Origin of the sequence: Micromonospora zamorensis (assembly GCF_900090275.1) — a bacterium.
Classification (GTDB): domain Bacteria; phylum Actinomycetota; class Actinomycetes; order Mycobacteriales; family Micromonosporaceae; genus Micromonospora; species Micromonospora zamorensis.
In genome coordinates this window covers 2,189,941-2,206,828 of record NZ_LT607755.1, presented here as the reverse complement: position 1 = coordinate 2,206,828, position 16,888 = coordinate 2,189,941, and the positions used below count along the sequence as shown (strand labels likewise).

Below are 16,888 nucleotides of genomic sequence, written 5' to 3'. Positions count from 1 at the left end.
CCCGCTGCGCGGATCAAGATCTGCCGAATTCGTTCTGGATGATCTGGAGCAGTTCGTCGGCGGTCGCGTCGCCAATTTCGTCGCCGCCCGCCTCCGCCGGTTCCTCGGCGGTGGCCCAGCGGTGTGCGAGCGCCTGTAGGCGGGCCACCAGGGCCGGCCGGTCGGCGTCGTCGACCGGCGTGGCGGCGAGGGCCGCCTCAAGGTCGTCGAGCCGGCCCACCACTGTCGGCGCGGTCGGACGGTGCTCGCGCATCAGAAGCGTGTCCAGGTGCGCGGCGAGCACCGCCGGGGTCGGGTGGTCGAACACCAGGGTGGCCGGGAGGCTGAGCCCGGTGACAGTGGTGAGCCGGTTGCGCATCTCCACAGCGGTCAGGGAGTCGAAGCCGAGTTCGCGGAAGGCACGGTTCGCCTCGAAACCGCCGCCCGGGCCGAGGACCGCGGCCGTCTCGGTCCGGACCAGGTCGAGCAGCAGGTGCCCGCGTTCGGCCTCGGGCAGGTCGGTGAGCCCGTCGATCGGCCCGGCGGCCTGGACCGGCGCGACCGGTTCGGCGACCGCCGCGCGGACCTCCGGGACTCCGTCGAGCAGCGGGCTGGGACGGGCGGCGGTGAAGGCGGGGGCGAAGCGGGCCCAGTCCACGTCGGCGACCGCGACGGTGATGTCGCCGTAATCGAGGCTGCGGGCGAAGGCGTCGACCGCTGCCGACGGCACCAGCGGGGTGAGCCCGTGGCGCCGCAGGTGCTCCTCGGTGCCGGTGTCGGCGACCATGCCACCCTCACCCCACGGTCCCCAGGCGATCGCGCTGCCGGCCAGGCCTCTCGCGCGGCGTCGTTCGGCGAACGCGTCGAGGAAGGCGTTGCCCGCGGCGTAGGCGGCCTGGCCGCCACTGCCCCAGACCCCGGAGATGGAGGAGAAGCAGACGAACGCGTCCAGGTCACGGTCACCGAGGAGGTCGTCCAGGTGCCGGGCGCCGCCGATCTTCGCGGCCACGATGCCGGCGAGCAGCTCCGGGGTGGTCTCGGCGAGCGGGGCCGAGTCGCCGATGCCGGCGGTGTGCACCACGGCGCGCAGCGGCAACGCGTCGGCGTCGGCCCGGCGGAGCAGGTCGGCGACCTCGTCGGGGTCGGTCAGGTCGCAGGCCACCACTGTGACCCGGGCGCCGAGCGCGGTCAGCGCCGCGGTCAGGTCGTCCGCGCCGGCGGCGTCGCCACCGCGTCGGCTGGCCAGGACCAGGTGACCGGCGCCGTCCTGGGCGAGCCGGCGGGCCACGTGCCCGGCGAGCGCGCCGGTGCCGCCGGTGATCAGGACGGTGTCGCGCGGTGTCCACGGGGTGGCTGTGGTGGTCGGCAGTGGTGCGCGGACCAGGCGGCGGACGAACGTGCCGGCGTCGCGCAGGGCCACCTGGTCCTCGCCGCCGTCGGCGAGCACCCGGCAGAGCGCGGGGCCGTCGACGCGTTCCGGCAGGTCGATCAGACCACCCCAGCGGGCGGCGTGTTCCAGGGCGGCGACCCGGCCGAGGCCCCACACGGCGTTCTGCGCGGGGTGGGTGACCTCGGCGGTGGCGGAGACGGCACCCCGGGTGACTGCCCACAGCGGCGCGTCGAGGTGGGCGTCCCCGGCCGCCTGGATCAGGGCCAGGGTCGCGGCCAGCCCGTTGGGCACCCCGGGGTGGCCGGGCAGCTCCCGGTCGTCCAGGGCGAGCAGCGACAGGATGCCGGAGACCTCGTCGGCCGTGGCCAGTTCGGCGACGATCGCCGCGCGGTCGCGGCCGTCCAGCACCAGCGGCCGGGTGCGGGCACCGGCCTCGGTCAGGGCCTCGATGACGATACGGGCGTACGCGTCGACCGGGCCGGGGAGAGCGACCAGCCAGGTCCCGGTCAGACGGGCGGTCCCGTGCATGGCGACCGGTTCCCACTGGGCCCGGTAGCGCCTACGGTCGGCGGAGCCACGGGCCAGGCGGCCACGGTGCCAGTCGGCCAGGACCGGCAGCGCCGGTGCCACCTCGCCGACCCGGGCGTCGCCGAGCATCGTGCCCAGCGTCTCCAGGTCGTTCTGCTCCACGGCGGACCAGAACGGGTCGTCCGACGGATCAGCGGCGGTGCCGCCGGCCGGGGCCGGGGCGATCCAGAACCGGCGGCGTTGGAACGGGGAGGTGGGCAGTGACACGGTCCCGGTGCCGGGCAGCGCTGTCGACCAGTCGATCGGCACGCCGCCGACGTACAGGCCGGCCACCGCCTCGGCGACGGCGGTGGGTTCACTCCGATCGCCGCGCAGCGCGGCGACCAGGACGGCGTCCACCTGCTTCGCGGCGGGCAGGCACTCCCGGGCCAGCGCGGTCAGCACCCCACCCGGGCCGACCTCGCAGTACGCGGTGACACCCCGGGCGTCCAGGGCGGTGACTCCGTCGGCGAAGCGCACCGCCTCGCGTACGTGCCGCACCCAGTAGTCGGCGTCCGGCTGGCCGATCGGCTCGCCGGTCAGGTCGGAGATCAGCGGGATGCTCGGCGGCGCGTACGTGAGCCCGGCCGCGATCCGCCCGAACTCGTCGAGCATCGGGTCCATCTGGGCGGAGTGGAATGCGTGGCTGACGGTGAGTCGCTTGGCCCGTCGCCCGTCGGCCCGCCAGCGCTCGGCGATGAGGTCGATGGTGTCCGCGTCGCCGGAGACGACCACCGAGTCGGGTCCGTTGACCGCGGCGATCGACACGTCGCCGGTGAGCAGCGGTCGGATCTCCGCCTCGGTGCCCTGCATGGCCAGCATCGCGCCGCCGGACGGGAGCGCCTGCATCAACCTGCCCCGCGCGGCGACCAGCTGCGCGGCGTCGGGCAGGGACAGCACACCGGCGACGTGGGCGGCGGCGAGCTCACCGATGGAGTGGCCGAGCAGGTAGTCGGGGGTCACTCCGCGTGCTTCGAGGAGGCGGTACAGGGCCACTTCGAGGGCGAAGAGCGCCGGCTGGGTGAACTCGGTCCGGTCCAGCAGTGCCGCTTCGGGGGTGCCCGGGTCGGCGAACATGACGTCGAGCAGTGGGCGGTCGAGGTGCGGGTCGAAGGCGGCCCGGATCTCGTCGAGCGCGGCGGTGAAGACCGGCTCGGTGGCGTGCAGGTCGCGGCCCACGCCCGCGCGTTGGCTGCCCTGGCCGGTGAAGAGGAAGGCGAGCTTGCCGGTGGCGGTGGCGGCGCCACCGATCACGGACGGGCTGGGTTCGCCGGTCGCGACGGCGTGCAGGCCGCCGCGCAGGGTGGCGGCGTCGGCGGCCAGGACGACCGCCCGGTGGTCGAGGGCGGAGCGGGTGGTGGCCAGGGAACGGGCGAGGGTCACGCCGGCGCCGGCCTCGACGTGCCGGTCCACGCCGGCCGCGAGGAGTCGCTCCGCCTGCTCCCGCAGCGCCCGGTCCGACCGTCCGGACAGGACGTAGGGCAGGTGCTTCGGCGGTGAGACCGCGTCCGGAGCGGTCACCGGCTGCGCGGCGGGTTCCGGCTGTTCGAGGATGACGTGGGCGTTGGTGCCGCTGACCCCGAACGCCGAGACGGCGGCACGACGGGCCCGTCCGGTCTCCGGCCACGGCTGGGCCGAGGTCAGCAGCCGCACCGCGCCGGCCGACCAGTCCACGTGGGGGGTCGGCTCGTCCACGTGCAGGGTCCGCGGCGCGAGGCCGTACCGCATCGCCTGGATCATCTTGATGATCCCGCCGATGCCGGCGGCCGCCTGGGCGTGCCCGATGTTCGACTTGAGCGATCCCAGCAGCAGCGGTTGGTCGGCCGCCCGACCCTGCCCGTACGTGGCCAGCAGCGCCTGCGCCTCGATCGGGTCGCCGAGCGTGGTGCCGGTGCCGTGCGCCTCGACCACGTCGACGTCTGCTGTGGACAGACCGGCGTCGGCCAGCGCCTCGGCGATCACCCGCTGCTGTGCGGGACCGTTCGGGGCGGTCAGGCCGTTGGAGGCGCCGTCCTGGTTGACGGCGCTGCCGCGCAGCACCGCGAGTACGTGGTGCCCGTTGGCCAGCGCGTCCGACATCCGCTCCAGGACCACGAAGCCGGCGCCCTCGGCCCAGCCGGTGCCGTCGGCCCCAGCGGCGAACGCCTTGCACCGGCCGTCCGGGGCGAGCCCGCCCTGCCGGCTGAACTCGACGAAGACCGCCGGGCTCGACATGACCGCGACCCCGCCGGCCAGGGCGAGCGTGCACTCCCCCTGCCGCAGCGCGCGGGCCGCCCAGTGCAGGGCGACCAGCGACGACGAGCACGCCGAGTCGATGGTGACGGCCGGTCCCTCGAAGCCGAACGTGTAGGCGACGCGGCCGGACATCACGCTGGTGGCGTTGCCGGTGAGGCGGTAGCCCTCGACTCCGGGTGGTGGTTCCGCGCCCTCCCCGTACCCGAGGTGGGCGCCGCCGACGAAGACGCCGGTCCGGCGTCCGCGCTGGCCGCGTGGTGGCAGGCCGGCGTTCTCCAGTGCCTGCCAGGCGGTCTCCAGCAGGAGCCGCTGTTGCGGGTCCATGGCCAGTGCCTCGCGGCCGTTCACCCCGAACAGGTCGGCGTCGAAGTCGGCCGCGTCGTGCAGGAAGCCGCCGGAGCGGGTGTACGCGGTGCCCTCGTGGTCGGGGTCCGGGTGGTAAAGCGCATCCAGGGCCCAGCCACGGTCGGCGGGGAAGCCGGAGACGACGTCGGCCTCGTCGGCGACCAGTCGCCACAGGTCGTCGGGCCCCTGCACCCCGCCGGGGAACCGGCAGGACATGCCGACCACGACGATCGGGTCGTCGTCGGGTGCCACGGCCAACGCCGGAACCGGTGCCGGTGCGGCGGCGGGCTGGTCGAGCAGCCGGTCGCGCAGGTAGCGGGCCACCGCGAGCGGGTTGGGGTGGTCGAAGACGAGGGTGGCGGGCGGTGCGAAGCCGACCTCGCGTCGCAGCCGGTCGCGCAGGTCCACGCCGGTGAGCGAGTCGACGCCCATCTCCCGGAACGCCTGTTCGGGGCCAACCGCGTCCGGCCCGTCGTGGCCGAGCACGGCGGCGGTGACAACCCGGACCAGGGTGAGCAGGTGATGTTCCTGTTCGGCCGGCGCCAGCGCGACCAGCGTGTCGGCCAGCGGCGTAGCGGTGTCCTCCACGGTCTGGGCGGTCAGCGCCCGCACCTGCGGCAGGTCGGCGATCAGCGGCCGGGGCCGGGCGGCGCAGAAGATGGGAGCGAAACGGGACCAGTCGACGTCGGCGACCGCCACGTAGGTCTCGTCACCGTCCAGGGCCTGCCGCAGCGCGGCGACAGCGGTTTCCGGGTCGAGAACCGGCAGGCCACGGCGGAACAGCAGCGTTTCGGTGCCGGCGTCGACCATGCCACCGTCGCCCCACGGGCCCCAGGCGATCGAGGTGGCGGTCAGACCACGGGACCGCCGGTCGTCGGCGAGGGCGTCCAGGTAGGCGTTGGCGGCGGCGTAGCCGCTCTGGTCGCCGCTGCCCCAGAGCGCGGCGATCGAGCTGAACAGCACGAACGCGTCGAGCGGGGTGTCGGCGAGCAGCCGGTCCAGGTTGGCGGCGCCGGCCACCTTGGCCACCGCGACCGAGGCGAGCCCGGCCGGGTCGTCGTCGAGCACCCCGGCGAACCGCAGGGCGCCAGCGGTGTGGAAGACGGCGCTCAGGTCCCCGACGGTGGCGAGCAGGTCGGCGAGGGCGTCGGCGTCGGCCACGTCGCAGGCGACGATGGTGACCCGGGCGCCTAGCGCGGTCAGTTCGGCGTGGAGTCGGTCGGCGCCCGGTGCGTCCGCACCGGCCCGGCTGGTGAGCACCAGATGTGGGGCACCGGCGCTGGCGAGCCAGCGGGCCACGTGCGCGCCGAGCGCGCCGGTGCCGCCGGTGATCAGGATGCTGCCGCGCGGTGACCAGGGCCGTGGCGTCGCGGGCGGGGCGGCCGGTACGACGCGGCGGACGTGGACGCCGGTGTCCCGGATCGCGACCTGGTCCTCGGTGCCGGTGCTGCGCACGACCGCCCAGAGCCGGGCGAGTGCCTCGGCGCCGGGGTTCTCGGGCAGGTCGGCGAGGCCGGCCCAGGTGTCGGGAAGTTCGAGGGCGGCGACCCGGCCGTACCCCCACACGGTGGCCTGGTGCGGGCTGATTCGGGCTTCGTCGCCGACCCGCACCGCGCCGCTGGTCACGGCCCAGAGCGGCGTGCCCGGCGGGAGGTCGCGGAGCAGCGCCGCCGTGCCGGTCAGCCCTCGGGACAGGTGCGGGTGGTCCGGGTCGGGGCGCTCGTCCAGGGCGAGCAGGGACAGCACCCCGGCGACCTCGTCCGGATCGATGGCGGGCAGGTCGCCGGCCGGCACCGCGACCACGTCGGGACCGCCCGCAGTCAGGATATTCGCGGCCACCGGCAGGTCGAGGCTGGGGACGACGACCAGCCAGCGGCCCGGGCGGGCGGCGGTGGCCGGAACGTCGCGGACCGGCCAGTCGAGGCGGTAACGCAGGCCGGGGTCGGTGCCCTGCCGACGCCAGGCGCGCAGCACGGGCAGGACCTCGTCGAGGGGCCGGTCGGCGGCCACGCCGAGCAGGTCCGCCAGGTCTCCACTGTCGACGGCCCGCCAGAACGGGGTGTCGGGGGTGTCGCCGGCGCTGTCGTCCTCGAACCAGTAGCGCTGCCGCTGGAAGGCGTAGGTGGGCAGGTCGACGACGCGACCACCGGTCAGGCACGGCGTCCAGTCGACGGCGACGCCACGCACGAAGACGCGGGCGAGGGCCGTCTGGAGGGCGGCGGTCTGGCCCCGGTCGGCGCGTTGCACGGGTACGAACACCGCGTCGGTGACGCACTCCGCGCCCATCCCGGAGAGGACCCCGTCCGGGCCGATCTCCACGAACGTGCTGACGCCCAGGCCCTCCAGGGTGCCGATCCCGTCGGCGAACCGGACCGCCTCCCGCACGTGCCGCACCCAGTAGCCGGCGTCCTGCGCCTCCGCGACCTGCCCGGTCACGTTCGACACCACCGGGATCCGCGGCGACGAGTGGATCAACGTCTCCGCGACCTGAGCGAACTCGGCGAGCATCGGCTCCATCAGCACCGAGTGGAACGCGTGACTGACCCGCAGCCGCTTCGACTTTTCGAACTGGGCGGCGACGGCGGTCACCTCGTCGGCGGCACCGGACAGCACCACCGAGTGAGGGCCGTTGATCGCGGCGATGGACACGCCGTCGGTCAGCAGCGGCAGCACGTCGGCCTCGGTGGCGCGAACCGCCACCATGACGCCACCGGCGGGCAGGGCCTGCATCAGGCGGCCTCGGGCCGCGACCAGCTTCGCCGCATCCGACAGGGACAGCACCCCGGCCACATGAGCGGCCGCGATCTCCCCGATCGAATGCCCGACCAGGTAGTCCGGCGTCACGCCGAACGACTCGACGAGGCGGAACAACGCCACCTCGACGGCGAACAGGGCGGTCTGGGTGTAGAGCGTCTGGTCCAGGTCGTCGCCCTCGGCGATCACCTCGCGCAACGGACGGTCCAGGTGCAGGTCCAGCTCCGCGCAGGCCGCGTCGAACGCCTCGGCGAACACCGGGAACGACGCCGCCAACTCCAGGCCCATACCGGGTCGCTGCGACCCCTGGCCGGAGAAGACGAAGGCCAGACCTCCCGCTCGTACGCCATCGGTGTGGATGCTCGTGTGGTCCCGGCCCGCCGCCAGCTCGCGCAGCGCACCCACCGCGTCGCTCTCGCTGGTGAGCAGCACCGCGCGGTGCGCGAACGCGGCCCGGGCGGTGGCCAGGGTCCAGCCGGTGTCACGCAGCGAGGGCGCACCCGGCTCGGTCAGCCGGTCCGCGAGACGGCCCGCCTGCGCACGCAGCGCCTCGGCCGACTGCCCGCTGAGGACCAGCGGCACGACCCCGCACGGCTCACCGTCGGCGGTCCGAGAGGCGTCGGATGGCGCTGCGGCCGCAGCCGGCGCCTCCAGGATCACGTGGGCGTTCGTGCCGCTGATGCCGAACGACGACACGGCGGCCCTGCGCGGCAGATCCGCCGGCCACGGTTGGGGCGCGTCGAGCAGTCGCAGCGGGCTGTCCGCCCAGTCGACGTGCGGGCTCGGGGTCCCGGCGTGCAGGGTGCGGGGCAGCACCTCGTGCCGCATCGCCTCGACCATCTTGATGATCCCGGCGACACCGGCGGCGGCCTGGGTGTGCCCCAGGTTCGACTTGACCGAGCCGAGCCACAACGGCCGCTGCGACGGGCGGTCCGGGCCGTAGGTCGCCCCCAACGCCTGCGCCTCGATCGGGTCGCCCAGCGGGGTGCCGGTGCCGTGCGCCTCCACCACGTCGATGTCGGCGGGCGCCAGGGCCGCGTCGGCGAGCGCGGCCCGGATCACCCGCTGCTGGGCGGGGCCGTTCGGTGCGGTGAGACCGTTCGAGGCGCCGTCGGAGTTGACCGCGGTGCCGCGGACCACGGCGACGACCGGGTGGCCGTGCCGTTGTGCGTCGGAGAGACGTTCGACCAGCAGCATGCCGACGCCCTCGGCGGAGCCGAAGCCGTCGGCGTCGGCGGAGAAGGGCTTGCAGCGGCCGTCCGGGGCGAGACCACGCTGGCGGCTGAACTCCACGAACATGTGCGGGGTGGACATGATGGCGACGCCACCGGCCAGTGCCAGGTCGCACTCGCCGGCCCGCAGGGCCCGCACGGCCAGGTGCAGCGCGACCAGCGACGACGAGCAGGCGGTGTCCACGGTGACGGCCGGTCCGTCGAGGCCGAAGGCGTACGCGATCCGGCCGGAGGCGACGCTCGCGGTGCTGCCGGTGAGCAGGTAACCCTCCAGGTCGGCGGGCGCCTGCCGGACCCGCGACGCGTAGTCCTGGTAGGTGAGGCCGACGTAGACCCCGGCGTGCCGGCCGCGCAGCGTCACGGGGTCGATGCCGGCCCGTTCGAACGCCTCCCACGATGTCTCCAGCAGGAGCCGCTGCTGCGGGTCCATAGCCAGTGCCTCCCGTGGCGAGATGCCGAACGGGGTCGGGTCGAAGTCGGCGACGTCGTAGAGGAACCCGCCGTGCCGGGTGGTCGAGGTGCCCGGGTGGTCCGGGTCCGGGTGGTAGAGGTGGGTCAGGTCCCACCCACGGTCCACGGGGAAGCCGCCGATCGCGTCACCGCCGTCGTCCAGCAGTCGCCACAGGTCGACGGGCGAGTTGACGTTCCCGGGGTAGCGGCATGCCATCGCCACGATCGCGATGGGCTCGTCGGATCCTCGTACCGTGGCGGGGCCGTCGGTGGGCCGGGCCGGCAGCGTGCCGGTCAGCTCGTCGTGCAGGTGCGCTGCGAGCACGGCCGGGGTGGGGTGGTCGAAGACCAGGGTGGTCGACAGGCGCAGGCCCGTAACGGTGCGAAGCCGGTTGCGCAGCTCGACACCGGCGAGCGAGTCGAACCCCAGCTCGCGGAACGGGCGGTTCGGGTCGACCGCGTCCGGGCCGGCGTGGCCGAGCACGAGCGCCGCCTGCTCGCGCACCAGACCGATCAGAGCCCGCTCGCGGGCCGCCTCGGGCAGCGCGGCGAGCGCGGTGGCCAGGCTCTCGGCGGGACCGCCCGCGGCGAGGGGGCCGGATGCGGCGACCGCGCCGGCACCGATGGCGCGCTGCACCTCCGGCAGGTCCTCGATCAGCGGGCGGCGGCGCCCGGCGGTGAGCGCGAGGGCGAGCCGGTCCCAGTCGAGGTCGGCGACGGTGAGGGTGGTGGCGTCGTCGTCCAGGGCCTGTTGCAGGGCGGCGAGCGCGATCTGCGGGTCCATCGGGGTGATGCCGTGGCGCTGCATGAGGTCGCCGACCGCGGCGTCGGCGGCCATGCCGCCACCGGCCCACGGGCCCCAGGCGATCGAGGTGGCGGCCAGGCCGTCGGCGCGGCGCTGCTCCGCCAGGGCGTCGAGGTACGCGTTGCCCGGCGCGTAGTTGCCCTGCCCCGGGATGCCGATGCTCGCCGCGATCGACGAGAACAGGACGAACGCGCTGAGGTCCCGGTCCCGGGTGAGCTCGTCGAGGTGACGGGCGGCGGCGACCTTCGCGGCCAGCACCCGGTCGACCTGGTCGGTGGTGAGGGTGTCGACGGTGCCGTCGTCGAGCAGCCCGGCGGCGTGTACGACAGCGCGCACCGGGTGCTCGGCGAGCACTGCCGCGAGGGCGTCGCGGTCGCCGGCGTCGCAGGCCACCACCGAGGCGGTGGCGCCGAGTTCGGCCAGTTCGGTGACCAGGTCGGCGGCGCCGGGCGCGTCCGGGCCGCGGCGGCTGAGCAGGATCAGGTGCGGCGCGCCGCGTTCGGCGAGCCAGCGGGCGACGGTGGCGCCGAGGGCACCCGTGCCGCCGGTGATGAGCACCGGCCCGTCCGGGCGCAGGCCGCCGGCCACCCGGGTCGGGCGGGGGGCGTGGCCGAGCCGGCGCAGGTAGCGGCCGTCGACCCGGATGGCCACCTGGTCCTCGTCGTCCTCCGCGGTGACCGCGGCGAGCAACCGCTCGGCGGCCCGCTCGTCGACATCGGTGGGCAGGTCGACCAGGCCGCCCCAGCGGTCGGCGTGTTCCAGGGCGACGATCCGGCCGAGACCCCAGATCAGGGCCTGCTCGGGGTCGTCGACCCGGTCCGCGGGCCCGGTGTCGACGCCACCTCGGGTGACCAGCCAGAGCGGGGCGTCGGCGCCGGCGTCACCGAGCGCCTGGGTGAGGGTCAGGGTGCGGCGAAGGCCCTCGCCGAGGGGTCCTTCCGCGAAGGCGAGCAGGGAGAGGACACCGTCGGCACGCGCCGCGAGCCGCTCGGCGAGGGTGGCCCGGTCGGCGTCGGCCGCCACGACGACCACGTCGAGGGTGAGCCCGGCGTCGCCGAGGGCGTGCAGGACGGCAGTGGTGGTGGGGTCGTAGCCGGCGACGGCGACGATCCAGTGCCCGTCGGCGGCCACCGGGGTGTCCGGCTGCGGCTTCCACTCGACGACGTAGCGCCAACCGGCGGCACCGGCGCGGATTCGCTGCTCGCGACGCCAGGCGGCCAGCACCGGCACGATCTCGTCCAGGGTGCCCGGCGCCAGGGCCAGGTCGGCGGCGAGCGCGGCGGCGTCCCCGCGCTCCACAGTCGCCCAGAAGGGGTCGTTGGCCGGGTCGTCGGCGCTGCCCGGCACGGCCGGGTGATGCCAGAAGTGCTCCTGCTCGAAGGAGTAGGTGGGCAGGGCCACCAGCGAGCCGTCCGGGGTCAGGTCCGTCCAGTCGACAGCGAGCCCCCGCGCGTACGCCTCGGCCAGCGCGACCCGGAAGCGGGCCGGACCGCCGTCGTGGCGTCGCAACGTCCGCAGCACGGCGGCGTCCACTCCGGCCTGCTCGGCCGAGTCCTGCACGGCTGCGACGAGCACCGGGTGCGGGCTGGTCTCGACGAAGGCCCGGTACCCGTCGGACAGCAGCACGTCGACCGTCTCGGCGAAGCGGACGGGGCGGCGCAGGTTGGTGTACCAGTAGTCGGCGCCCAGCTCGGTGGTGTCCACCCGGGAGCCGTAGACAGTGGAGTAGAACGGGATCTCGGCGACCCTCGGCTCGATCCCGCCGAGCGCGTCGAGCAGGTCCTCGCGGATCACCTCGACGTGGGCGGAGTGCGAGGCGTAGTCGACCTTGATGCGCTTCGCCTCGATGCCGGCGGCGGCCAGAGCCGGTTCGAGGTCGTCCAGGTCGGCGGGCTCCCCGGCGACCACCACGGCGGTCGGTCCGTTGACGGCGGCCATGCTGATCCGGCCACCCCAGCGGGCCAGGATCGGCTCCACTGTGGCGGCGGACGCCTGCACCGCGACCATTCCGCCCCGCCCGGCCAGCGCGACGATGGCCTGGCTGCGGCGGGCCGCGATCCGGGCGGCGTCGTCCAGGGTGAGGGCTCCGGCGATGTGCGCGGCGGCGACCTCGCCCTGGCTGTGCCCGATCACCGCGGCCGGTCGGACGCCCGCGGCCTGCCAGAGCCGGGCCAGGGAGACCATCACCGCCCACAGCGCGGGCTGGACCACGTCGACCCGGTCCAGCGACGGCGCGTCGTCGTCGCCGCGCAGCGCGGCGAGCAGATCCCAACCGGTGTACGGGCGCAGCGCCTCCCCGCAGGCCGTCAGGTGGTCATGGAACACCGGCTCGGCCTCGGCCAGTTCGACCGCCATGCCCAGCCACTGGGAGCCCTGTCCCGGAAACACGAACGCGATCCGGCCCGGCTCGGCCGGGTGTGCGGTGACGACGTTCCCCGCCGACCGGTCGTCGGCCAGGGCGGCCAGACCGTCGCGCAGGTCGTCCGGGCCCTCGGCGAGGACGACCGCGCGGTGCGCGAACCGGGTCCGGGTGACGTTCAGGGTGTACGCGATGTCGGCGAGGTGGGTGTCGTTCTCCCCGATCCGGTCGCGCAGCCGGGCGGCCTGCCGTCGCAGGGCCTGCGGGGTACGCGCGGACATCAGCACCGGCACGGTTCGCCGCACGTCGGGGCGGGCCGGGGTGGCGGCAACCGGTGCCTCTTCGAGCACCAGGGTGGCGACCGGTGCCTCTTCGAGCACCAGGTGGGCGTTCGTGCCGCTGATGCCGAAGGAGGAGACGCCGGCCCGGCGGGGGTGCTCGGAGCGCCGCCAGTCCTGGGGCTCGGTGAGCAGTTGGACGGTGCCGGCGGACCAGTCGACGTGCGGTGACGGCTCGTCGGCGTGCAGGGTGCGGGGCAGCACCTCGGCCCGCAGCGCGAGGATCATCTTGATCACGCCACCGACACCGGCGGCTGCCTGGGTGTGGCCGATGTTGGACTTGAGCGAGCCCAGCCACAGCGGGGCGTCCCCGTGCCGGTCGGCGCCGTAGGTCGCGATCAGCGCCTGCGCCTCGATCGGGTCGCCCAGGGTGGTGCCGGTGCCGTGGGCCTCGACCACGTCGACGTCGGCGGCGGTGAGCCCGGCGTCGGCGAGGGCGGCCCGGATGACCCGCTGCTGGGCGGGGCCGCTCGGGGCGGAGAGGCCGTTGGACGCGCCATCCTGGTTGATCGCGCTGCCGCGGATCACGGCGAGGACCTGGTGGCCGTTCGCCTGCGCGTCGCTGAGCCGTTCCAGGACCAGCACCCCGACGCCCTCGCCCCAGCCGGTGCCGTCGGCGTCCGCGCCGAAGGCCTTGCACCGGCCGTCGCCGGCGAGACCCCGCTGGCGGCTGAACTCGACGAACATACCGGGGCCCGCCATCACCGTGGCACCGCCGGCCAGGGCCAGTTCGCACTCACCCCGGCGCAGCGACTGGGCGGCCAGGTGCAGGGCGACCAGCGACGACGAGCAGGCGGTGTCGACGGTCAGCGCCGGCCCTTCGAGGCCGAGCACGTACGAGATGCGGCCGGAGGCGACACTCATCGTGCTGCCGGTCAGCACGTAGCCGTCGAGACCGTCGGCGGGTTCGGCGAGGCGTGCCCCGTACTCGTGGGAGGTGGCGCCCACGAAGACGCCGGTGCGGCTGCCGCGCAGCGCGCCCGGCACGATGCCGGCCCGCTCCACCGCCTCCCAGGAGGCCTGCAACAGCAGTCGCTGCTGCGGGTCCATGGCCAGCGCCTCGCGCGGCGAGATGCCGAAGAAGCCCGGGTCGAACTCGGCGGCGTCGTGCAGGAATCCGCCGGAGCGGGTGTAGCTGGTGCCCGGGTGGCCGGGGTTCGGGTGGTAGAGGGCCGTCAGGTCCCAGCCCCGGTCGGTGGGGAAGCCGGTGATGGCGTCACCGCCGCCGGACACCAGGTGCCAGAGCTCGTCCGGTTCGGTGATGCCACCGGGGTAACGGCAGGCCATGGCGACGACCGCGATCGGCTCGTCGGCGTCGGCCCGCCCCGGCTGCCCGGGCTGCTCGGCGGCCGAGGGTCGGGGATCGTCCGACGCGGTGTGCAGCCAGCGGGCGAGCGTGACCGGGTCGGGGCTGTCGTAGAGCAGCGTGGCCGGCAGCGCCAGGTCGAGGGCGGCGCCGAGCCGGTCGCGCAGTTCGACGGCGGTCAGCGAGTCGAACCCGAGTTGCTTGAAGGAGTGGGTGGGGTCGAGGGTGAACGGGTCCGGGTGGCCGAGGACGGCGGCGGCGTGCGTCCGTACCAGATCGAGGAGCTCGTCCTCGGAGCGCGCGGCGCTGGGCGCGGCCGGTGCCACGGCGGCGTCGGCGGACAGCCAGTAGGACTCCCGCTGGAAGGCGTACGTGGGCAGCGGGACGCGGATCCCGCCGGTCAGCGACGGCGTCCAGTCGACGGGGACGCCGCGGCCGTGCAACTGGGCCAGGGCGGCGACGAAGGTCTCCGCCTGCGGGCGGTCCGGGCGCTGGGCCGGGACGAACGCACCGACCGGAACGCAGTGGGCGCCCATCGCGCTGAGCACACCGTCCGGGCCGATCTCGACGAACGTGGTGACGCCTTCGCCTTCCAGGGTCGCGAGGCCGTCGGCGAACCGGACCGCCTCCCGGACGTGCCGCACCCAGTAGGCCGCGTCCTGCGTCTCGGCGATCCGCCCCGTCACGTTGGAGATGACGGGAATGTTCGGTGACGAATAGGTCAGCGTCTCCGCAACCGCGGCGAATTCCGCCAGCATCGGCTCCATCAGCGCCGAGTGGAACGCGTGACTGACCCGCAACTGCTTGGTCTTCTCGAACTCCGCCGCGACAGCAGCGACCGGGTCCGCAGCACCGGACAGCACGACGGACCGGGGGCCGTTGACCGCCGCGATGTCGACGCCCTCGGTGAGGTGTGGCACCACGTCGGCCTCGGACGCCTGCACCGCGACCATCAGGCCGCCGGCCGGCAGCTCCTGCATCAGCCGGCCGCGGGCGGTGACCAGCTTCGCCGCGTCCGGCAGGGACAGCACCCCGGCGACATGCGCGGCGGCGATCTCCCCGATCGAGTGCCCGACCAGGTAGTCCGGGGTGACCCCGAACGACTCGACCAGCCGGAACAACGCCACCTCGAAGGCGAACAGGGCGGCCTGGGTGTAGACGGTCCGGTCCAGCTCCGTCCCCTCCACGATGACCTCGCGCAGCGGGCGGTCCAGGTGCACGTCGAGCGCGGCGCAGGTGTCGTCGAGGGCCACCGCGAACACCGGGTAGGTGTCCGCGAGGTCGAGGCCCATCCCGGCCCGCTGGGAGCCCTGACCGGCGAACAGGAACGCCACCGGGCCGTCGCCGGCCCGCTGCACCGGCGACTCACCGTCGGCCAGTGCGGTCAGACGCTCCTTCAGGGTGGCCAGGTCCGCGCCGACCACGGCCGCCCGGTGGTCGAAGCCGCTCCGGTGCCGGGCCAGCGAGTACGCCACGTCCACCGGCCGCGCGTCCTGCGCGAGCGTGTCACGCAACTGAGCGGCCTGCGCCCGCACGGCGGCCGGGGTACGCCCCGACAGCAGCCACGCCACCGGCCCACCGGAAGCAGGGCCGGCCACCGGTCCGGCCACGGACGGCCAGGCCGGCGCCGAGGACAGCACGACATGACAGTTCGTGCCGCCCATGCCGAACGAACTCACCCCGGCGACCAGGGGCCGGTCCGTCTCCGGCCACGCCCCGTGGGTCGTACGCACCCGCAACCGCAGCTCGTCGAACGGGATCTGCGGGTTCGGCGTGGCGAAGTTCAGGCTCGGTGGCAGCTCCCGGTGATGCAGCGCCAGGACGGTCTTGAGCAGCCCGACCACACCCGCCGCACCCTCCAGGTGCCCGACGTTCGTCTTCGCCGACCCGACCAGCAACGGCTGCCGCCGGCCGGACGCCACCCCGAGGACCGCACCGAGCGCGTCGGCCTCCACCGGGTCACCGACCCGGGTGCCGGTGCCGTGCAGCTCCACGTACTGGACCACGGACGGGTCCACCCCGGCCTGCCGGTACGCCTCGCGCAGCACGTCGGTCTGGCCGTCACTGGTGGGCGTGGTGAGGCTGTCGCCGCCACCGTCGTTGTTGACCGCGCTGCCGCGGACCACACCGTAGATCTGGTCGCCGTCGGTGAGCGCGTCGGTGAGCAGCTTGAGGGTGAGCACCACACCGCCCTCGCCGCGGACGTAACCGTTGGCCCGGGCGTCGAAGGTGTAGCAGCGCCCGTCGGGCGACAGGCCACCGAACGCGGCGGCGGTGAGGGTGCTCTCCGGGACCAGGTTGAGGCTGACGCCGCCGGCCAGGGCGACCTTGCAACGGCCGTCGCGCAGGCTCTCCGCGGCCAGGTGGACGGCGACCAGCGAGGAGGCCTGGGCCGCGTCCACGGTGAGGCTGGGGCCGCGCAGCCCGAGCACGTAGGACAGTCGGTTGGCGATGATGCCCCGGTTGGTGCCGGTCAGGGTCCACGGGGTGATGCCGTCGGTGCCGAGGCCGCGCAACAGGGTGGCGTAGTCGTCCCCGATCGCGCCGACGAAGACGCCGGCCCGCGTGCCGGCGAGGGCGTCCGGGACGATGCCCGCGTCCTCCAGGGCCTCCCAGCCGAGCTCCAGCATGAGGCGCTGCTGGGGGTCCATGGTGGCCGCCTCGCGCGGGGCGATTCCGAAGAAGCCCGGGTCGAAGCCGTCGACGCGGTCCAGGAAGCCGCCGCGTGGGCGATCTCCCGCGCTCTCCCAGCGGTGCGCCGGTGCTTCGGTGACCGTGTCGCGGCCGTCCGCCAGCAGGCGCCAGAAAGCGCCAGGATCGTCCGCGCCGGGCAGTCGGCAGGCGATACCCACAATGGCGACGCCGTCAAATTCCGCATTTCCATCGGTGAATGCTGATTCGCTCTTCATGACGATCCGCGGCCCCCACTCGTCCACACGACCCGATGGCGCGTTCGGTTCGGACGGTAATGAGCGTCAGAGGAGGCCGGACACCCCTAAGCGATCGAGTGCACCCCGGGGGGAGGCCATTCGGACGGGACCCCTACTCCCCTGGATCGACCCCCGATCCGGATCGGGGCGCATTTCCTGACGGCACGTTCAACCTAACGTGGAGACAATGTCCATGCG

1 protein-coding gene is annotated in these 16,888 nt (G+C 74.6%); it reads right to left on the bottom strand.

Features of this window, described 5'->3' with window-relative positions:
- Window positions 1–13: 13 nt before the first annotated feature.
- Window positions 14–16,669: a type I polyketide synthase gene (locus GA0070619_RS09515; protein WP_088951670.1), complete on the bottom strand. Its 16,656-nt coding sequence runs from the start codon at window positions 16,667–16,669 to the stop codon at window positions 14–16.
- Window positions 16,670–16,888: the final 219 nt, after the last annotated feature.

What these genes read in the sequence shown, in the direction of transcription:
- GA0070619_RS09515 (WP_088951670.1), bottom strand. Translation starts at nt 16,669, where the DNA reads ATGAAGAGCGAATCAGCATTCACCGATGGAAATGCGGAATTTGACGGC.